General features: G+C 30.8%; 18 protein-coding genes. 10 read left to right on the forward strand and 8 right to left on the reverse strand.

Annotation, left to right across the window (positions count from 1 at the left end):
* Positions 1–112 precede the first annotated feature (112 nt).
* Together BSD9I1_RS07695 and lgt are read left to right on the forward strand one after the other, a co-directional pair.
* The gene (locus tag BSD9I1_RS07695) at positions 113–751 is read left to right on the forward strand and encodes a DUF3793 family protein (RefSeq protein ID WP_186429847.1); all 639 of its coding nucleotides are present in this window, start codon (positions 113–115) and stop codon (positions 749–751) included.
* A gap of 55 nt (positions 752–806) precedes the next feature.
* Positions 807–1,562, forward strand: a complete 756-nt coding sequence (lgt, locus tag BSD9I1_RS07700; protein ID WP_186429848.1) for a prolipoprotein diacylglyceryl transferase — start codon at positions 807–809, stop codon at positions 1,560–1,562.
* A 126-nt stretch (positions 1,563–1,688) separates the two neighbouring features.
* Here lgt and BSD9I1_RS07705 read toward each other — a convergent pair whose 3' ends face one another.
* From BSD9I1_RS07705 to BSD9I1_RS07715, 3 genes are all read right to left on the reverse strand, one after another.
* The gene (locus BSD9I1_RS07705; protein WP_186429849.1) at positions 1,689–2,321 is read right to left on the reverse strand and encodes a hypothetical protein; all 633 of its coding nucleotides are present in this window, start codon (positions 2,319–2,321) and stop codon (positions 1,689–1,691) included.
* A gap of 780 nt (positions 2,322–3,101) precedes the next feature.
* Positions 3,102–4,334 carry an aminopeptidase gene (locus BSD9I1_RS07710; protein ID WP_186429850.1) on the reverse strand — a complete coding sequence of 411 codons (1,233 nt, stop codon included), beginning with the start codon at positions 4,332–4,334 and terminating at the stop codon, positions 3,102–3,104.
* A 94-nt stretch (positions 4,335–4,428) separates the two neighbouring features.
* A complete protein-coding gene (locus tag BSD9I1_RS07715) occupies positions 4,429–4,926 on the reverse strand; it encodes a GNAT family N-acetyltransferase (protein WP_186429851.1) in 498 nt (165 codons plus the stop codon).
* Positions 4,927–5,075: 149 nt separating this feature from the next.
* Between BSD9I1_RS07715 and BSD9I1_RS07720 the strand changes: the two genes are divergently transcribed.
* The 5 genes from BSD9I1_RS07720 (at position 5,076) to BSD9I1_RS07740 (ending at position 11,208) form a co-directional block, all read left to right on the forward strand.
* The gene (locus BSD9I1_RS07720; RefSeq protein WP_186429852.1) at positions 5,076–5,936 is read left to right on the forward strand and encodes a hypothetical protein; all 861 of its coding nucleotides are present in this window, start codon (positions 5,076–5,078) and stop codon (positions 5,934–5,936) included.
* Positions 5,926–6,138, forward strand: a complete 213-nt coding sequence (locus tag BSD9I1_RS07725; RefSeq protein ID WP_186429853.1) for a hypothetical protein — start codon at positions 5,926–5,928, stop codon at positions 6,136–6,138. Before BSD9I1_RS07720 ends, BSD9I1_RS07725 begins: the two co-directional genes overlap by 11 nt.
* A gap of 109 nt (positions 6,139–6,247) precedes the next feature.
* A complete protein-coding gene (locus BSD9I1_RS07730) occupies positions 6,248–6,793 on the forward strand; it encodes a hypothetical protein (protein ID WP_186429854.1) in 546 nt (181 codons plus the stop codon).
* 121 nt (positions 6,794–6,914) lie between these two features.
* Positions 6,915–8,687: a single-stranded-DNA-specific exonuclease RecJ gene (gene recJ / locus BSD9I1_RS07735; protein ID WP_186429855.1), complete on the forward strand. Its 1,773-nt coding sequence runs from the start codon at positions 6,915–6,917 to the stop codon at positions 8,685–8,687.
* 142 nt (positions 8,688–8,829) lie between these two features.
* Positions 8,830–11,208, forward strand: coding sequence for a PAS domain-containing sensor histidine kinase (locus BSD9I1_RS07740; protein WP_242966442.1), 2,379 nt, complete (start codon positions 8,830–8,832; stop codon positions 11,206–11,208).
* 46 nt (positions 11,209–11,254) lie between these two features.
* Here the strand turns inward: BSD9I1_RS07740 and BSD9I1_RS07745 are convergent, their stop codons facing one another.
* The 4 genes from BSD9I1_RS07745 to BSD9I1_RS07760 form a co-directional block, all read right to left on the reverse strand.
* A complete protein-coding gene (locus tag BSD9I1_RS07745) occupies positions 11,255–11,446 on the reverse strand; it encodes an alpha/beta-type small acid-soluble spore protein (protein ID WP_035310721.1) in 192 nt (63 codons plus the stop codon).
* Positions 11,447–11,573: 127 nt separating this feature from the next.
* Positions 11,574–11,768, reverse strand: a complete 195-nt coding sequence (locus tag BSD9I1_RS07750; protein ID WP_035310723.1) for an alpha/beta-type small acid-soluble spore protein — start codon at positions 11,766–11,768, stop codon at positions 11,574–11,576.
* A 102-nt stretch (positions 11,769–11,870) separates the two neighbouring features.
* Entirely contained in the window at positions 11,871–12,065 is a 195-nt protein-coding gene (locus BSD9I1_RS07755; RefSeq protein WP_035310723.1) for an alpha/beta-type small acid-soluble spore protein, read from the reverse strand.
* 103 nt (positions 12,066–12,168) lie between these two features.
* A complete protein-coding gene (locus tag BSD9I1_RS07760; protein ID WP_186429856.1) occupies positions 12,169–12,363 on the reverse strand; it encodes an alpha/beta-type small acid-soluble spore protein in 195 nt (64 codons plus the stop codon).
* Between the two features lie 192 nt (positions 12,364–12,555).
* On the opposite strand from BSD9I1_RS07760, the gene BSD9I1_RS07765 reads away from it, so the two are divergent.
* A complete protein-coding gene (locus BSD9I1_RS07765) occupies positions 12,556–13,635 on the forward strand; it encodes an undecaprenyldiphospho-muramoylpentapeptide beta-N-acetylglucosaminyltransferase (protein WP_186429857.1) in 1,080 nt (359 codons plus the stop codon).
* A 147-nt stretch (positions 13,636–13,782) separates the two neighbouring features.
* On the opposite strand, the gene BSD9I1_RS07770 is transcribed toward BSD9I1_RS07765, so the two are convergent.
* Positions 13,783–14,472 carry a manganese catalase family protein gene (locus tag BSD9I1_RS07770; RefSeq protein ID WP_186429858.1) on the reverse strand — a complete coding sequence of 230 codons (690 nt, stop codon included), beginning with the start codon at positions 14,470–14,472 and terminating at the stop codon, positions 13,783–13,785.
* Positions 14,473–14,727: 255 nt separating this feature from the next.
* Between BSD9I1_RS07770 and BSD9I1_RS07775 the strand changes: the two genes are divergently transcribed.
* Both BSD9I1_RS07775 and nifJ read left to right on the forward strand, forming a co-directional pair.
* Positions 14,728–15,174 carry a flavodoxin gene (locus BSD9I1_RS07775; protein WP_186429859.1) on the forward strand — a complete coding sequence of 149 codons (447 nt, stop codon included), beginning with the start codon at positions 14,728–14,730 and terminating at the stop codon, positions 15,172–15,174.
* Positions 15,175–15,669: 495 nt separating this feature from the next.
* Entirely contained in the window at positions 15,670–19,197 is a 3,528-nt protein-coding gene (nifJ, locus tag BSD9I1_RS07780) for a pyruvate:ferredoxin (flavodoxin) oxidoreductase (RefSeq protein WP_186429860.1), read from the forward strand.
* The last annotated feature ends 120 nt before the right edge of the window (positions 19,198–19,317 follow it).

Here is a 19,317-nt window from a genome sequence, read left to right on the forward strand (position 1 = left end):
AGGGTAAAAAGTGTTACACTGTGGAAAAATAATATTGACAAGGAAAGTGTGGGTATATATTTTACCATAATTAATAATGAAGTTCATTATCAATTATAAAGGAGTAGAAATTATGTGCAAAAGAGATGAAGTAGAATATATTAAAACTTTTAATAAAGAAGATTTGCTATATGTTACAATAAGCTATCACATTGCTCCAAGTATATTAGAAGATAAGCCCTCCACAATGTTGACTTTTAGTAAAGATGATAGAGATTTATACAAGCTTTGGAAGAAGTATGGAAATGAATATATTAAGCTTATGGATATAGAAGCATTTGAATTAGCAGAAGATGATAAGAAATGTACAGTTTTGTTTTATGAAAAAGAAAAACTAGAAAAGATTATTTTTAATAATGAAAATATGCAGTTTTTAAAAAACTTTGGGTATAATAACTTTTATAATTTAACTAAGTATTTAAATCACTTGAGAGATAGATTTAAGGTGTGTTGCCCTCATGAAATGGGCATATTTTTAGGGATTCCATTAAAAGATGTTCAAGTATTTATTTGTGGAGAAAACAAAGATTGCTTATTATGTGGATACTGGAAGGTATATTATAATGAAAAGGAAGCAAGAGACACATTCATAGCTTATGATAAGGCAAAGGAAAAGGTCATAGATTTTATAAAAACTTATGATAAAATGGATGTTAAAAAATTTAAGAAGTTTATGGAACTTCAAAGAAAAAATTCATTATTTGTACATTAATATATGATATAATAATAAGCTGTATAAGAAAAGGACATCTGAAGGGGGAATTAAAATGAATCCAATAGCGTTTAATATTTTTGGGTTGGATGTACGATGGTATGGGATATTTATTGCTACAGGTATACTTATTGGAGTTATATTTTCAAAGTATACGTGTAAGTTAAAAAGTATAGATTACGAAAAGATGCAAGATATAGTATTTATTGCACTTCCTTTTGCTATTATTGGAGCCAGGCTATATTATGTATTATTTAATTTGAATGATTATGATACACTCTTTGAGGCTATTAACATACGAGAGGGAGGGCTCGCAATACATGGAGGAGTAATAGGTGCATTCTTATCTGCATGGATTTATACTAAAAATAAAAATTTAAGCTTCATAAAATATGCAGATGCAGCAGTACCATGGCTGATTTTTGCTCAAGCATTAGGCAGATGGGGAAACTTCTTTAATGGAGAAGCACATGGGGGTGAGGTAACTTATGAGTTTATAAGTAGATTTCCTCAATTTATTCAAAAGGGAATGTTTATAGAAGGAAGTTATTATCATCCTACATTTTTGTATGAGTCACTGTGGAATTTGATGGTATTTTTCATTTTAATATATTTGCTCAAAAGAAAAAGTAAGGATGGAGTGGTTTTAGCTACATACATAGGCATGTATTCTTTAGCAAGATTCTTTATTGAGGGGCTTAGAACAGATAGCTTAATGTTTGGACCTATAAGAATTGCCCAACTTGTAAGCCTTATAGGAATACTTGCCTCAATTGTAATTTTAGTAATCATAAAAAGACGAACAGAGTAATACAGTGATTATTTTAACTATCAGTTATAAAGATAACTTTTTAGTTATTTTATACAGTAGAAATTCTACTAGGGATTAGCGAATAGAGACTACATATTAAAAAGGAAATTGCAATGCAATTTCCTTTTAGTGTATTATTCCTTCTTTTTTCATGTAATCTTCTAGCTTCTTTCCAGAACTTTTAAGAAAATCACTATATTTATCATCAAATTTTAATTGGGTGTCAGCTATTTTTTGCACATCTTCACTTTGAAGAGACTTATCACTCAGCTTAGTTGTCATATCTTGTAGGGTGTTTTGATCTGTAGAATTTAAGGAATTCAAATCAGTAATAACATACCAAGATCCATTTTTATTAAGTAAATTTAAAAATTCAAAATCTAGCTTTTCTTCTTGAATATTACTCATTGAAGTTTTAAAGGAGCAAAGGGCTACAGAAAGAGTGTCTCTTTTATCAATTGCATGTATGAGATTTAAAGATACTTTTTTTATATCATAAGCTTTAGATTTTGCATTTAACAATTTAATACTTGTAGTTTCAGAAGGATATATAGATGATTTGAATTCTTCTGAGTCGGTATCTAATTGATACATATAGTAATTTTTGATTGCTTCTTCAGGAGTAGTATTTTTAACAACAACTATAGAGTCTTTAGTTTTTTCTTCTATGGTATTAGTGGTTCCTGATTTTGTACTACAGCCTAAAAGCAGAAATATAGTTGCTGCTGAAATAACACATATACTTAAAAGTTTTTTCATTTTCACACCACCTTTTAGAAATATTACGACGGTTTTTAATGCTCTGTGTTGCATAGAATTCTCATCTAGGAAGACGTTCATTTCGCTAAAAACAGCTAATATTTATAAATTAAAAATTCCTAAACCTCCTAAACTCGCTGTTGCTCAGACAGTAGGAGGTTCTTAACGGAATTTTTAATTTATAAATAAAGCCGTTTTAAAGCTTATTCAATGTCTTCTACGATGAGAATTATATACTCTCAGAGCATTAAAAGGTTCTTCATATGAACTGCTGAAGGAAGAAATTCAGCTAACTGAATTTCTAAGATGTTTTAGGAATTAGCACATAAAGATCTTTTAGGACGACAGTCCTTAACGGTACAAGAACTTACACTAAATAAAAAAATTTACAAGCTAAAGATAAGGGAGTACTATAAAAAATAGAATACTTAATATCTTACGACCTATCGGTCTGCGGGCTTATTAGCCCTTTTATAAGTGTCAATTTAAAGGAAATTTCGCCAAAGCGAAATTTCTTCCTTCAGCAGTATACATAAAGATATTTTTAATGTTGAATTTAGTATGAGATTTGCATTGTAGAAGGCTTTGAACAAGTAATTAGAAGCTCTTTATTTATGAATTTAAAGCACCGTAAAGAACTTTTTACTGTCTGAGCGACAGCGAGTTTAAAAAGTTTAGGTGCTTTAAATTCACAAATATTAGAACTTCTTTACGTAGTGAACGCCTTCCTAAATGCAAATCCCATATGGAAGATTCAACATTAAAAACGTCGAAGTATCCTTAAAATGACCAATTTCCATTTTTAAATACAGGTATTTCTCTGTTGTCATAAGTTACACCTGTAATTTCTAAATCAGATGTTCCTATCATAAAGTCCTCATGTACTAAAGAGTTGTTAACTCCTGCCTGATTTAATTCCTCTTCACTCATATTCTCACTGTTCTTCAAGCATACAGGGTAAGCCTTTCCAATGGCTAAGTGACATGAAGCATTTTCATCATATAATGTATTAAAGAATACTATATTAGAATTTGAAATAGGTGAATCATAGGGAACCAATGCAACTTCACCTAAATAGTGGGAGCCTTCATCTGTTTCTACAAGACTTTTTAAAGAATCATAGCCTTCTTCTGCTTTGAAATCTACGATTTTTCCATCCTTAAAAGTAATAGAAAAGTTTTCAACTAAATTCCCATTACAATTTAATGGCTTTGAACTTACAACAGTGCCGTTTACCCCTGTTTTCAATGGAAGAGTAAATACTTCTTCTGTAGGCATATTCGCAATAAATTCAACACCATCTTGAGTTTGGTCGGCTCCACCAAGCCATATATGATCTTTTGGAAGCTCTATCTTTAAATCTGTTCCTATAGAATTTTTGTAATATAAGTATTTAAAATTATAATCATTTAATACTTTCATATTTTTTTCTAAGTTCTTTTTATGTTCTTCCCATGCTGCTACAGGATTCTCTTTATCAACTCGAACAATTGTAAATATAGCATCCCACATTTTTTTAATAGCTTCTTCGGTAGAAACTCCTGGGAAAACTTTTTTGGACCAAGCTTCAGTAGGAACGGATACTATAGACCAACTATTTTTATTACTCATAAGTCTATCACTATATTCTTTTAATGCTATTTTTCTAGATTTTTGAAATTTAGCTATTCTTTCAGGGTTCACGTCCTTCATAACTTCAGGATCAGATGCAGATATACTTAAAAAAGCAGCACCTTCTCTTGCATAGGAAGTATAAAATTCCTTTTGCCACTTAGGTACTATATCAAATATTTCATCAGGAGCTTTTATATATCTTATTTTGGAGAAAAGCTCATCATTCCAATTCATAACTACATCTTTAGCACCAGCTTCAAAAGCTTCTTCAGCAATCAGTCTTGCAAAAGGTGCACACTCAATAGGAGAATTTAAAATTAAAGTTTGCCCCTTTTGAATGTTTACACCAACCTTTACTGCCAAGGCAGCATATTTTTTAAGTATTTCATTGTTTACCATTTACATACTCCTTTCCTGTGTGATTTATAGAAATTTATAATTTCATTATAAATCACCACATCTCAATTCATTGAGATGCTCTATTAATTATTATTTATATTAAAGTTTTTTCATAGCAATAAAAAGTTCCTTCTTTTCCACTAAAGGTAACTTCTCCAACAAAGTTATATCCGCATCTTTCAAATAAGTTTTGAGCTTTTGTATTTAACGAATTTGTATCTATTTTCATGTAGTTTATACCTTTTTCTAGTGATAAGAGTTCTGCAAATTTCATAAGTTCTAACCCAATACCGCATCCTCTGAATTTAGGATTAACTGCCATTCTATGAACTATCATGGAAGGCTTTTTTAAAGACCAAGGTAAAGTATTATATTCTTCAGGTTCATCAAAATTTATACATGCAACTCCAGCAACTTCGTTATTACTCTCACAAACGAAAAGCTCTCCATTATATATATCATTTTTAAAATCTTCGTTTCTAGGATAATTTTTATCCCATTGAAAGTTATTATATGAATGCATATCAGATATAGCTATATCTACAATTCTTGAAATTTCTTCAATGTCTTTTAAATGTGCTTTTCTAACCAATTTAGTATCCCGCCTTTTATAATAAAAAATATATTTCCTATTATAATACCACAATTTAGAAAAGAGAGTACAATTTTCTTGAAAATAGTACTTAAAATTGATAATTTCAAATACTTTAATATTATAGAAAGTTAAAAGAGGGGAAGGGGATGAATGATAAAGAAGATAAATCTAAGAATAAGAGTGATTATGGTATTAATGAACTTAAGCAGTATTTAGAAAAGTATATAAAAGCATTAAAAAGCAAATTAATTCGCATGGATTATGAAATAGAAGCAAAAAAGACAGAACTTATAAAGATATTAAAGGAACAAAAGTCGCTAAAAAAGAATTTATCTAAAGTAAAAATACATCCTTTAAAAAAAGATTTAATAATAGATACAAAAACTGAAAATATAAATAATTGCACAAAACTATGGAGTATTGATTATATAGGAAAAGGTAATAAAAAGTGCAAGAAATGTCAGGAGGAGCTATATTTAGATATTGTATGGCTTGGATTGTTTAAAAATAAATATGAACAAAGTACTTCAGCGTTTATAGAATGTCCTGTTTTATATTGTACAAAATGCAAACTTTATTATATAAATAATATATTCAAAAAAGAAATTCAAAAGAAAATAGGGAAAAACGTTATAAAAATAGGTACGCCAAAGGAAAATGAGATTAAGCCTAACGATAATGTAAACATAGAAAGAAAATTATATAAAGAAGATGGGAACAAAGATAATTTGACAAAGGATAATGCCTATTTTGATAGCTTAAATAAGAAAAGTGAATTATATAAGCTAGGATACAATGTATCTAAATTAAATAAAGAAGAAAGAAAACAGATACTCTTGTACAAGGCTATTCCAGAGCTTGGTATTGATAATATATTGAGTCTTTTAAATTATCTTGTAGAGCTGAGAAAAAATAATAAAAGATATGTTAAAGCTGTGGCGGCATGGAAATGTGATATAGAACTATTAGAAAAACATAAAAGGGGAGAAGAGGTAAATGGCTCGTGATAATGAGAAAGTATATGAGTCCATAGATAGGCTTTTAAATGATATAAGAGATATATTAGATATTATTTTAAAAGAATTAGCAAGGAAAAGAAAGCACTTGGAGTATCTAGAAAAAAGAATAGACGTAGAAGGCAATAATAATTTACAATTGAAAAAAGTCTTAGATTATTATAATGTTAATAGTAATAATAATGAAAAATGATATGATTTTATGATACTATAAACAATCCCTTTTCTCGTATATTAAAGAAAGGTCCTTAATATATTTATATATGAAATAATAAATAATATAGGGGGAAGGGAAAAGATAAATGGATAAGGAAAGTATGATAATTCATCTGGAAAACTTAATAAGCTTATTGCAAGAGAAGAAAGCAAAAGACGCTAAAGTTAAGCATCTTAAATCTCAAGGTAAAGATGTCATGGAGGCAACTATAGCGATATCTATGATTATGATTATAGTAGCTTTCTTTGGGCATATGAATTCCAGTGCTTATATAAAAACAGTAAGTTTTATATTTAATAAGGAATTGTCAGAAGTATATATATATAATTTTTGTACTATGCTTATGTATATGGGGAGTGTTATACTTATTTCAGGGATTTTATATAAACAATTATTTAAGAGAATAAATTTAGATAGATTAAAAAGCTTAAAAAGAGATATCAAGGATATTGAAAACGAGCTCGATAATAATAGCATATATAATTTGTTAAAGGATACAGAATTTATTGATATAGAAGTACTTAAATATTTTCAAAAAAATTTAATAGCAGGACGAATGGATACTTTAAAAGAATGTATGAATGTATATAAAAGTGATAAGTATATGGAAGCTTTAACAAATAGTCATTAATCTCTAATCTCCAATTTCTAGTCTCTAGTGGTGATAGAATTACCTGATAGAGACTAATGATTTGGAGATTATTCTTTTGTTTTAGAAGAATTTTATTATATAATTCTAGTGGGGTGATTTTTTGAAAAGTAAATGGATGCTAAAGTGCACTAGTTCTAATGTAAAAGCTTTAGCACAGGAGATAGGAGTAAATGAAACTATAATCAATGTGCTAATAAATAGAGGGATAAAGACCTCACGAGATATAAAGAAATTTGTAGATGCATCTTTAAAAGATTTATATAATCCTTTTTTTATGATAGACATGGATAAGGGTGTAGATATAATAAAAGAAGCAATAGACATGAAAAGAAAAATAGCCATATATGGAGATTACGATGCGGATGGAGTCACAAGCACAGTAATATTATATAAAGCATTAAAAAGGCTAGGTGGGAATTTTATTTATCACATACCAGATAGGGAAGCTGAAGGATATGGAATGAACTTAGAGAGAATAAGGCATTTAAAAGAAGACGGAGTAGAGATAATTTTAAGCTGTGATAATGGAATATCTGCTATAGATCAAATAGCCTATGCAAAAGAACTTGGAATGAAGGTTGTGGTAACAGACCATCACGAATTAACTTTTAAGGAAGAGGATGGTGAAAGAAACTACATACTTCCCAGTGCTGATGCAGTTATAAATCCTAAGAGGTTAGATTGCACTTATCCTTTCAAATTGCTATGTGGAGCAGGAATAGCATTTAAGTTTGTGCAGGCACTTTATTCAGTATTTAACATTCCAGAGAATGAGGTTTTAGAATTTTTAGAGTATGCAGCAATAGGAACCATATGTGACGTAGTGGATTTAGTGGATGAAAACAGAATTATCGCTAAGAATGGATTAAGACTTATTAGGGATACAAAAAACATGGGATTAAATGCAATAATAAAAGAAACCTCAATAAATAAGGATACTATTAATTCTTATCATATAGGCTTTATAATAGGACCATGTATAAACGCTACTGGAAGACTTGAAACTGCTAAGCTTTCAGTGGAGCTCCTTTTAACAGAGGATGAGGAAGCTGCAAAGGGTTTAGCAATAAAGCTTCACCAGCTTAATATGGAAAGACAAGAAATGACTATTAAAAGTGTTGAGGAGATAGAAAGTATTGTAGAAAACTCATCACTAAAAAATGATAAGGTGCTAGTTATATATAAGGAAAATGTACACGAAAGTATAGCAGGTATTGCAGCAGGAAGAATAAGAGAGAAGTATAATTTACCCACTATAATACTCACTAAAGGTAAAGACATGCCAAAGGGTTCGGGAAGATCTATAGAAAATTATAATATGTTTGAGGAACTTTTAAAATGTAAGGAGTTTTTAGATAAATTCGGAGGACATCCAATGGCAGCGGGGCTGTCTTTAAAAGAAGAGAATATAGAACTTTTACGAAGAAAACTAAATGAAAACTGTATTCTTACAAAAGAGGATTTAATTCGTAAAATATCTATAGATAGAAGAATGAAGCTTAGTGAGGTATGCGTTTCCTTAATAAAGGAACTTAATATCTTAGAGCCATTTGGAAAAGGCAATGCCTCTCCGGTATTTGCAGAAAAAAACGTGGACATATATAAAATGAATTTTATAGGAAAGGATAAAAATACTTTAAAGTTCTCCTTGAAAATTGATGGAAGTTATAATAAAATTGATGCGTTGTGTTTTGGAAAGGGAGATGAATTTAAAGAGTATATAAAACAATACTTTGGTGATGATTATTTAGATATTATAGATAACCCTAAGAACTTAAAGATGGATTTTATATTTTATCCAAGTTTAAACGATTATAATGGATGTATAACTCCACAATTAAGAATAGTTGACTATAGAATTAGTGGTAAATAAGTTAGATTAAAAGGTAGGGTTAGATAAGAATTCTTGGGAAAATTAACCGGTTTACTAAAAAATACAAAAAGCTAGAAGGAAATTGAGGATTTTAATAGAATAATAGTATAGTAATTTATCTAACTAAATTGGGGGATAGTATATGGAGAGCAGGTTTGAAGGACTACCTTTTGGAGTTGTAATACTAGATAGGGAAACCTTAGACGTAAAATATAAGAATAGCATTATGGACAACATAATAAAACAACACGAAGATATTTCAGAAGATGAACTTAATATAATAGATGTGCCGCTAGCAATATTTAAAATAGTTAATACATGTGCAGATGATGGAGAAGAGCGATATATACCAGGAGTTGAAGTGTTTCCAGGATGCTTTTTTAATATAACAGTAAATACTTACAAAGATACAGTACAATTATTTTTATATGAAATAAAAGAGCCTGTATTAAATAAAAAACAGCAAACATTAAATAAGCGTGAGTTAACAACAGATATTCTAGAATCTATTCCTTATGTAGTGTATATAACAGATAAATCTGGAGAAATAAATTATTTAAATAAAACTGCATATCAATTTTTTGAAAGTGAAGATTCAACTTATATAAAAAATGCATTTGAATTTATAAAATATTATAATATCAAAAATGAACAGGGAAATGATTTGAAAATAGTAGAATTCCCACCATACGTAACTCTTACAGAAGGAAGAAAAGTTGAAAATAAGGTGATGAAATACTTTAATAAAGGCAAAACTGAATATTCTTCCATATCTTCATATCCTATATTTGAAAGAGATGAGGTTGTAGGGGCAACTGTAGTGTGTGAAATTATAACTGAAAGATATCTACAGAAATTAAGACAGGAAGAAGAAAAAAATAAATATTTAGAGGTTTCAACTGAACTTAAAACTAAGTGTGATATCATAGAAACCTTGAGAAATAGAGAAAAGGATCATCTTCGGCATTTAAGAGATGTGATAAACAATATATCTGAAGGTATAGTGGTTATAGATAAAGAAGATAGAATTACTTTATGTAGTAGTTCTGTATATGAAATAACCGGACTGAGACATATAGAACTTATGGATTATAAAAATATAATAAGAAAATATGATATAGCTGTAGAAGAAAACAAGGGCAGAAATATAGAATGGTTTTATAATGGATTTTATAAAAATAGACTTCCTATAAAAGATTTGATATTAAAAATTACTGAAAAGTCTAGTAAAAATATAAAATATATAGAATTAAATACGAGTCCAATACTTAGAACAAATGGGGAGTTGTTACATACCGTTGTAACTTTAACTGATATTACAGAAAAAAGAATTAATCAAATAATAGCAGAAGAACAGGCTCTATTTGTAGAAAATGTAGTAAATACATTAGATGTACCTATTGCAGTATTAGATTATCCTAAATGTAATTATAAGCTCTTAAATAAAAAATATGAGGAGCTGGTAAGTTGTATTGCAAAAAGAGAAATTAATGCATCAATGATGATTAATAAGAGTATATACGATGTGTTTAAAGAAAGTACAATTAGTGGAAACTTAACTAAAATAGCAGAGAGTGGAGAGGCTCAGATATTTCCACCGTTATATATTAAAGATTATCAAGGAAGAGATAAATATTATAAACCCAAAGTTGCTCCTTATAAGGATAAGAATGGGAAGACAACTATATATATACATGTGGTAGATGTAACAGAGGAAATAAATCATAATATTCAATTAGAAAAGGTAAATAAGTTAAAGGATGAGTTTTTTAATATAATTTCGCATGAACTTAGAACTCCTTTAACTATGATATATGGATCCTTGCAGCTTGCTTATGATGTATACAATGGGGAAGTTACTCCTAATATAGATAAAACATTAACAAGAATAAGAGAAAATTCTAGCAGGCTTTTAAAGTTAACTAATAACATGATGGATATTTCAAAGGCTGATGCAGGACTTTTAACCTTAAATAATGTAAATTTTGATGTAGTTATGCATAGTGAAAATGTAGTAAATTCATCTTTGTACTATGCTCAAAGAAAAGGAATAAATATAATATTTGATACAAATGAGGAAGAATGCAGTGTATTAATAGACAAAGAGAAATTTGAAAGAATTCTATTAAATCTTTTATCTAATGCTATAAAGTATACCGCTGAAAATAAACATATTTATGTAAACCTTGAAGTGGAAGAAGAATCTTTTATTTTAAGAGTTAAGGATGAGGGTGTTGGAATCCCAGCGGACAAAATAAATTCAATTTTTGATAGATATTCCCAATTGAATAGTTCATTGTCTAGAAGGGCAGAGGGTACAGGACTTGGACTTGCAGTAGTTAAGAAGTTTGTGGAAGCAATGAATGCATCTATTAAAGTAATTAGTGAAGAAAGAAAAGGTTCTGAATTTATAGTGAAGTTTAAAAGATATTCAAATGGTAAGAGCGGCTGTGCTCAATATGTAACCTTGTCTGATAATTTTGATGATATATTAAATATTGAAATGTCAGACGTGTATTAAAAACAATGAAAAAGGAGTTTGCTAAAGATGCAAACTCCTTCTTTATTTATAAGTTTCTTTCGTATTCTTCTACCATTTTCTTAACCATTGCTCCACCAACGGAACCGCATTCTCGTGAAGTAAGATTTCCGTTGTAATCAGAGAACTGTACTCCTAGTTCTCTAGCAGTTTCCATTTTAAATCTATTTAAACCTTCTTTAGCTTCTGGGACAACTACTTTATTTCCTCTACTTGCCATAAGTCTCTACCTCCTTAAATATAGAATACATATTTAGTACTTCTAGTAAGCTTAATCTAAGCCTTGTAGATTGCTAATAGTGTATTTTATCCTAAGGTGTGAAATTTCATTTAATTGTCTTATGGTATTATAGATTTCTTTCGTAAGCTTCCACCATTTTTTTAACCATGTATCCACCAACGGATCCATTTTCTCTAGAAGTAAGGTTTCCATTATAGCCTTCTGTTAAGTTAACGCCTAATTCTCTAGCAGTTTCCATTTTAAATCTATTTAAACCTTCCTTAGCTTCTGGAACAACTACTCTATTTCCTCTACTTGCCATAACTTTCTACCTCCTTAAATATAGGTTATGGCTATATCTATAAGATATTACTCCTATAGATAAACCATAAACTATATTATATCTATATTTTAATGATTTTTATTATAAATTTCTTTCATAAGCTTCTACCATTTTCTTAACCATGTAACCACCAACAGAACCATTTTCTCTAGAAGTAAGGTTTCCGTTGTAGCCTTCTGTTAAGTTAACACCTAATTCTCTAGCAGTTTCCATCTTAAATCTATTTAAACCTTCTTTAGCCTCTGGAACAACTACTCTATTTCCTCTACTTGCCATAACCTTTCACCTCCTTAGAATAAATTTTCGAATGGCGGCATCTCCTAAGACTAATTTCTTACAAGACACCAAATATTATATATATTATATTTAAGTTATGTCTTTATAAGTTTCTTTCGTACTGTTCTACCATCTTTTTAACCATATAGCCACCAACTGAACCATTTTCTCTGGAAGTAAGGTTTCCATTGTAACCTTCTGTTAAGTTAACACCTAATTCTCTAGCAGTTTCCAACTTGAATTGGTTTATTCTTTCTTTAGCTTCTGGAACTACTAATTTGTTACTTCTGTTTGCCATTTTTATTACCTCCTTTTACTTTTGTAATATTATCTTCTCCAGCTTACAAATAATTATATTAGTGAGTTAAAGGTAACATAAACACTTTGTACATATATTGTTAAAAAATTCTTTTTTATAAATAGAAACATAGACAAGAGCATGGGAATAATATAAAATTATAGAGAAATTATTCTAAAAGAAGGTGTAGACGTGGCAAAAAAGAAGATAATTTTAACTGGCGGAGGAACAGCAGGACATGTAACTCCAAATGTAGCTTTAATACCTAAATTAAAGATGATTGGATATGAAATTCAGTATATAGGAAGTAAAGATGGTATAGAAAAAAGCATAATTGAAAAGGAAGGAATAAAGTATCACAGTATATCTAGTGGAAAGCTTAGAAGATATTTTGATTTTAAAAATTTTTCTGATCCCTTTAAAGTTTTAAAAGGGGTAGCAGAGGCTTTTAGTATAATAAGAAAAGAAAAGCCAGATATAGTTTTTTCAAAGGGCGGATTTGTAGCAGTACCAGTGGTTATGGGGGCGTATTTTAATAGAATACCTGTTATTGCTCATGAATCAGATATTACTCCCGGACTTGCAAATAAAATATCAACTCCTTACTTAACAAAAATATGCGTTACATTTCCTGAATCACTTAAATATATTAAGGGAGAAAAAGGTGTGCTTACAGGAACACCTATAAGAGAGGAACTTTTTAAAGGAAGTCGTAAAAGAGCTCTTGAAATATGTGGGTTTAAAGATGATAAACCTATATTATTTATAATAGGAGGAAGCTTAGGTTCTAAATTTATAAATGATACTGTAAGAAGTATATTAAATGTACTTTTAAATAAATTTAATGTTATTCATATATGTGGTAAAGGAAACTTAGATAAATCTCTTGGAAATAAAGAAGGTTATAAGCAATATGAGTACGTAAAAGAAGAACTTCCTGATTTTTTGAATTCTGCAGATATAGTTATTTCTAGAGCTGGGGCAAATGTTATATTTGAGCTCTTAGCACTTAAAAAACCTAATATATTAATCCCTCTTTCCAAAAAATCTAGTAGGGGGGATCAAATATTAAATGCTAAATCCTTTGAAAAAAGTGAATACAGTATTGTATTAGAAGAGGAAAATGTTAATAAGGAAAATCTTTTAAATAAAATTAATTACTTATATGAAAATAAAGATAAATATATAGAAAATATGAAAAAGAGTCCTGTACAAGACGGAGTTGAAAATATAGTTGGATTGATAGATAAATATTGCACAAAGAGAAGTTAATAAGCAATCATAATAATTATTCATCTGATTTGAAGTATTTAGTAATTAATAATAAGTTATTGAAATATAATAAATAATTAAAAGGAAGCTTGCAAGCTTCCTTTTAATTATTTAGCGTAAAGTGTTAAATATTTACCATTAACTCATTTAATGCACAGCAGGTTCTTCTCTCCTTGGATTTTCAAAGGATGGTGGAGTAGGATTTGGGGCATCAAAGAACTTACCAGGTGTTGATAAATCAAAATAAAGCTTTGAATCATGTGTTACTCCAAAATCTTTATTGGAACCTTGATTTTGAACTTTATTTAATGCTTCTCTAAATAATGCATTATGAGCTTCTTCTCTATTTAATAAGAAATCTATAGTTTCCCTAACATACTTATCGTTAATTTGACGATGTAAATATTCATATACTACTTTAGCTCTTTGTTCTGAAGCTATATCAGATAACAAGTCGGCGCATATATCTCCAGTAACATTTACATAGTTAGCTGTCCAAGGTTCACCAGAAGAATTAACAAGACCTGGTGCTAACCCTGTCAATACATGGGTCTCTATTTCTCCGGCTGGTGTGGTTCTATAATCTACTGTATGGCCATTTAATAAATTTATCGTTTGTGCAACCATCTCCATATGACTTAACTCTTCAGCTGCAATATCTATAAACAAATCTTTTATAGCAGGGTCAGCTATTCTAAAACTTTGAGAAATGTATTGCATGGCTGCTTTAAGTTCTCCATTTGCTCCGCCTAGTTGCTCTTGCATAAGGACGGCATATTGAGGATTTGGCTTTTCAACTCTAACATCCCTAAGTAATGGTTTTTCGTGTTTGAACATAATAAAACGCCTCCAAGCTTGAAAATATAGTTTATAACAAAGTTAGTTTTGCATTTGGCTAGTCTATTTATACATTGTATGAATATTGTAAACTTATTTTAAAGTGCCTTGTAAAAATTAACCATAGGTATAAAATGAGAATATAAATATGCGTTGTATTAAAAACATTAAGGTAATAAAACTTAAAATTAGCGGCAAAATAAAATAGCTAGATTTTTAGTTAATAAATTATAAAAGTATAAGGAGGTTTCATTAATGAAAAAGATAGCTGTCATATATTGGAGTTACAGTGGTAATGTTGAGGTGCTTGCAGATAATATAGCAAAAGGAGCTAAGGAAGCTGGAGCAGAAGTTTTAATAAAGCATGTAGATTATGCAAAGGTAGAAGATGTACTAGAAGCGGATGTAGTGGCATTTGGAAGCCCATCTATGGATAATAACAGAGTGGAACAAGAAGAAATGGCTCCATTCATACATGAATTTAAATTACTTCCAGTAAATAAAAAGCCTGTAGTATTATTTGGGTCCTATGGATGGGATAATGGAGAATTTTTAAATAGTTGGGAAGCACAGATGAAGGATTATGATTTTAATATAATAGAGAAATTTGCAGTAAAGGAAGCGCCATCAGAAGAGCAAATTCAAAAGGCAGTAGAAATTGGAAAGAGAATGGCAGAGTTAAAAGAATTTGCTGCGTTCTAAGATAATATTGAATTCGATTTATTAATCTATAGAAACATCTCGATTTAATGGGATGTTTCTATTTTCCATATCCTAACACTAGTCCTAATGCTTTTATTTTTTTGATAAAACTACTACATAAAAAAATTATTTATGTTATAATATCACTTGTAAGTATTTTGTTAAAAAATAAACATAGATTAAAAGAAATAGAAAAATGAGTTAAAACGGAAAAAAATCATATTTATGACCAAATTTTTGTATTATTATGCGACTAAGAAGGTTTACATATCTATATTTTTGTTGTATATTAAATAACGTAGGGTATAGTACATGCTTTATAAGAATTATAATTTACCTATAAATTATCGCATCTTAATTGACGGAGATATTTTTCAGGAAGTATTATTGAAAATGTAAAGCATTAAATTAGCTTTAAAAATTTTGTAGAATTTCTACGAAATTTTAATTTAATTATATATACTTTAAAATTGTATAGAAAGAAGGGAAATTTTAATGAGAAGAATGAAGACTATGGATGGTAATACTGCTGCTGGATATATATCCTATGCGTTCACTGACGTTGCAGCTATTTACCCAATCACTCCTTCATCCCCAATGGCAGAACATGTTGATGAATGGGCTGCTCAAGGAAAGAAAAATATTTTTGGACAAACTGTAAAACTTATGGAAATGCAATCAGAAGCTGGTGCTGCTGGTGCGGTTCACGGTTCATTACAGTCTGGTGCATTAACTACTACATATACTGCATCACAAGGTCTTTTACTTATGATACCTAATATGTATAAAATTGCTGGTGAATTATTACCAAGCGTATTCCATGTTAGTGCAAGAGCTCTTGCAACACATGCTTTAAACATATTTGGAGATCACGCTGACGTTATGGCAGCAAGACAGACAGGATTTGCAATGCTTGCTGAAAGTAGTGTTCAGGAAGTTATGGACTTAGCAGCTGTTGCTCATCTTGCAACTATAAAGACAAGCGTTCCTTTCATGAGTTTCTTTGATGGATTCAGAACTTCCCATGAAGTTCAGAAGATAGAAGTATTAGAATATGATGAGTTAGCTAATTTAGTTGACATGGATGCTGTTAAAGCTTTCAGAGCAAAAGCTTTAAACCCAAATCATCCTGTAACTAGAGGAACAGCTCAAAACCCAGACGTATACTTCCAAGGAAAAGAAGCTTCAAATAAATTCTACAACAGAATTCCTGAAGTTGTTGAAGGATACATGAACGAAATCAACAAATTAACAGGAAGAGATTACAAACTATTCAACTACTACGGAGCAGAAGATGCTGAAAGAATAATAGTTGCTATGGGTTCTGTATGTGACTGTATAGAAGAAACAATAGACTACTTAATGGCTCAAGGAGAAAAAGTAGGTCTTATCAAAGTTCATCTTTACAGACCATTCTCAGTAGAACACTTAATGGCTGTTATGCCAAAGACTGTTAAGAAGATATCTGTTCTTGACAGAACTAAGGAACCAGGATCAATTGGAGAACCTTTATACTTAGATATTAAAGCTGCATTCTATGCAAATGAAACATTAAAACCAGTTATCGTTGGTGGAAGATATGGTCTTGGATCAAAAGATACTTTACCAGGACATATGATTTCTGTATTCGAAAACTTGAAATTAGATGCACCTAAGGATTTATTCACAGTAGGTATAGTTGATGACGTTACTAACACATCATTAGATATGGGACCAGACGTTGATACTACACCAGTAGGAACTACAGCTTGTAAGTTCTGGGGTCTTGGATCAGACGGTACTGTTGGAGCAAACAAGAGTGCTATAAAGATCATAGGAGACCACACAGACATGTATGCACAAGGATACTTTGCATATGACTCTAAGAAATCCGGTGGTATCACTGTATCTCACTTAAGATTTGGTAAGAAAGCTATAAAGAGCCCTTACTTAATCAATAAAGCAGATTTCGTTGCTTGTCATAATCAAGCATACGTTCATAAATATAATGTTCTTGACGGAGTAAAGAAGAATGGAACATTCTTATTAAACTGTATATGGTCAGATGAAGAGCTAAATGCTCAATTACCAGCTTCTATGAAGAATTTCATAGCTAACAATAACGTTAAATTCTACACAATTAACGCTGTTAAGATAGGCCAGGAAATCGGATTAGGCGCAAGAATCAACATGATCATGCAGTCTGCTTTCTTCAAACTAGCTAACATAATTCCAGTTGAAGATGCAGTTAAATACTTAAAAGACGCAGTTGTAAGCTCTTATGGTAAGAAGGGTGAAAAAGTTGTTAACATGAACAACGCTGCTATCGATTTAGGTGTTGAATCAATTCATGAAGTTGCAGTTCCAGAATCATGGAAGACTACAACTGAAGGATTTGTAGAAGAAGAAAAAGCAAAACCAGATTTCATAAAGAATATCGTTGATGTTATGAACAGACAAGAAGGAGATAAACTTCCAGTTTCAGCATTCAATGGATATGAAGATGGTACTTTCCCAAATGGAACAGCTGCATACGAAAAAAGAGGTATAGCAGTTAACGTACCAGAATGGCAAGCAGATAAATGTATACAATGTAACCAGTGTTCATATGTTTGTCCTCACGCTGTAATTAGACCATTCTTATTAAATGAAGAAGAAGCTAAGAACGCTCCTGCAGGATTCACTATGGTTGCTGCTAAAGGTGGCGCTACATTCAAGGGATTAACTTATGCAATGGGTATAACTCCACTTGATTGTACAGGATGTGGAAACTGTGCTGACGTATGTCCAGCTCCAGGAAAGGCTCTTATCATGAAGCCAGCTGGAACACAGTTAAAAGAACAAAGCAACTGGGAATATGCATTAACAGTATCCAAGAAAGAAAACCCAATGAACAAAATGAATGTTAAGGGAAGTCAGTTTGAACAGCCATTACTAGAGTTCAACGGAGCATGTGCAGGTTGTGGAGAAGCAGCTTATGCTAAGCTTATAACTCAATTATTTGGTGACAGAATGATGATCGCTAACGCTACAGGATGTACATCAATTTGGGGAGGATCTGCTCCTGCAACTCCATACACAATCAACGAAAAAGGTCAGGGTCCAGCATGGGCTAACTCCTTATTCGAAGATAACGCTGAGTTTGGTTTAGGTATGTCTCTTGGTGTTCAACAGTTAAGAGAAAGATTAGCTACTAAAGCAGCAGCAGCTATAAACGGAAACGTAAGTGAAGAGTTAAAGGCAGCTTTACAGGCATGGGTAGATACTAAAGATAACGGTGAAGCTTCAAGAGAAGCTACTAACAAGTTATTACCATTACTTGAAGCAGCTAAAGATTCAAATGAAGATGTAAAAGATATGTATGAAAACAAAGACTTCTTAGTAAAACAGTCTCAATGGATATTTGGTGGAGACGGATGGGCTTATGACATCGGATACGGTGGATTAGACCATGTATTAGCTACTGGAGAAGATGTAAATGTATTTGTATATGATACAGAAGTTTACTCAAACACTGGTGGACAGTCTTCAAAATCTACTCCAACTGCAGCTATTGCTAAGTTTGCAGCATCTGGTAAGAAGACAAGAAAGAAAGATCTTGGAATGATGGCAATGAGCTACGGATACGTATACGTTGCACAAATAGCTATGGGTGCTGATAAGAATCAGACATTAAAAGCTATTCAAGAAGCAGAAGCTTACAACGGACCATCATTAATAATGGCTTATGCTCCATGTATCAACCAGGGATTAAAAGCTGGTATGGGCGCTAGCCAAGCTGAACAGAAGAAAGCTGTTGAATGTGGTTACTGGCAGATGTACAGATTCAACCCAGAACTTAAAGAACAGGGTAAGAATCCATTTGTACTTGACTCCAAAGAACCAGATTGGACTAAGTTCCAAGACTTCTTAATGGGCGAAGTAAGATACGCTTCATTAAAGAAAGCATTCCCAGAAGTAGCAGATAAATTATATGCTAAGACTGAAACAGATGCTAAGGATAGATATGATGGATACAAGAGATTAGCTAACTACCAATTCTAATCTTAAAGTTTATAAAAAAGGGAAGACCGAGCAATCGGGCTTCTCTTTTTTTATAGCTTTTTATAGTGTCCATGGATTACAGAGTGAAAAGAAATTATTGTTTGACAATAATAAGATGAT

The sequence above is a fragment of the Clostridium sp. BSD9I1 genome (assembly GCF_900185645.1).
Classification (GTDB): Bacteria; Bacillota; Clostridia; order Clostridiales; family Clostridiaceae; genus Clostridium_AK.

What these genes read in the sequence shown, in the direction of transcription:
- lgt (WP_186429848.1), top strand. Translation starts at nt 807, where the DNA reads ATGAATCCAATAGCGTTTAATATTTTTGGGTTGGATGTACGATGGTAT.
- BSD9I1_RS07745 (WP_035310721.1), bottom strand. Translation starts at nt 11,446, where the DNA reads ATGGCAAGTAGAGGAAATAAAGTAGTTGTCCCAGAAGCTAAAGAAGGT.
- BSD9I1_RS07755 (WP_035310723.1), bottom strand. Translation starts at nt 12,065, where the DNA reads ATGGCAAGTAGAGGAAATAGAGTAGTTGTTCCAGAGGCTAAAGAAGGT.
- BSD9I1_RS07730 (WP_186429854.1), top strand. Translation starts at nt 6,248, where the DNA reads ATGGATAAGGAAAGTATGATAATTCATCTGGAAAACTTAATAAGCTTA.
- BSD9I1_RS07760 (WP_186429856.1), bottom strand. Translation starts at nt 12,363, where the DNA reads ATGGCAAACAGAAGTAACAAATTAGTAGTTCCAGAAGCTAAAGAAAGA.
- nifJ (WP_186429860.1), top strand. Translation starts at nt 15,670, where the DNA reads ATGAGAAGAATGAAGACTATGGATGGTAATACTGCTGCTGGATATATA.
- BSD9I1_RS07705 (WP_186429849.1), bottom strand. Translation starts at nt 2,321, where the DNA reads ATGAAAAAACTTTTAAGTATATGTGTTATTTCAGCAGCAACTATATTT.
- BSD9I1_RS07750 (WP_035310723.1), bottom strand. Translation starts at nt 11,768, where the DNA reads ATGGCAAGTAGAGGAAATAGAGTAGTTGTTCCAGAAGCTAAGGAAGGT.
- BSD9I1_RS07720 (WP_186429852.1), top strand. Translation starts at nt 5,076, where the DNA reads ATGAATGATAAAGAAGATAAATCTAAGAATAAGAGTGATTATGGTATT.
- BSD9I1_RS07770 (WP_186429858.1), bottom strand. Translation starts at nt 14,472, where the DNA reads ATGTTCAAACACGAAAAACCATTACTTAGGGATGTTAGAGTTGAAAAG.
- BSD9I1_RS07695 (WP_186429847.1), top strand. Translation starts at nt 113, where the DNA reads ATGTGCAAAAGAGATGAAGTAGAATATATTAAAACTTTTAATAAAGAA.
- BSD9I1_RS07740 (WP_242966442.1), top strand. Translation starts at nt 8,830, where the DNA reads ATGGAGAGCAGGTTTGAAGGACTACCTTTTGGAGTTGTAATACTAGAT.
- BSD9I1_RS07775 (WP_186429859.1), top strand. Translation starts at nt 14,728, where the DNA reads ATGAAAAAGATAGCTGTCATATATTGGAGTTACAGTGGTAATGTTGAG.
- BSD9I1_RS07725 (WP_186429853.1), top strand. Translation starts at nt 5,926, where the DNA reads ATGGCTCGTGATAATGAGAAAGTATATGAGTCCATAGATAGGCTTTTA.
- BSD9I1_RS07710 (WP_186429850.1), bottom strand. Translation starts at nt 4,334, where the DNA reads ATGGTAAACAATGAAATACTTAAAAAATATGCTGCCTTGGCAGTAAAG.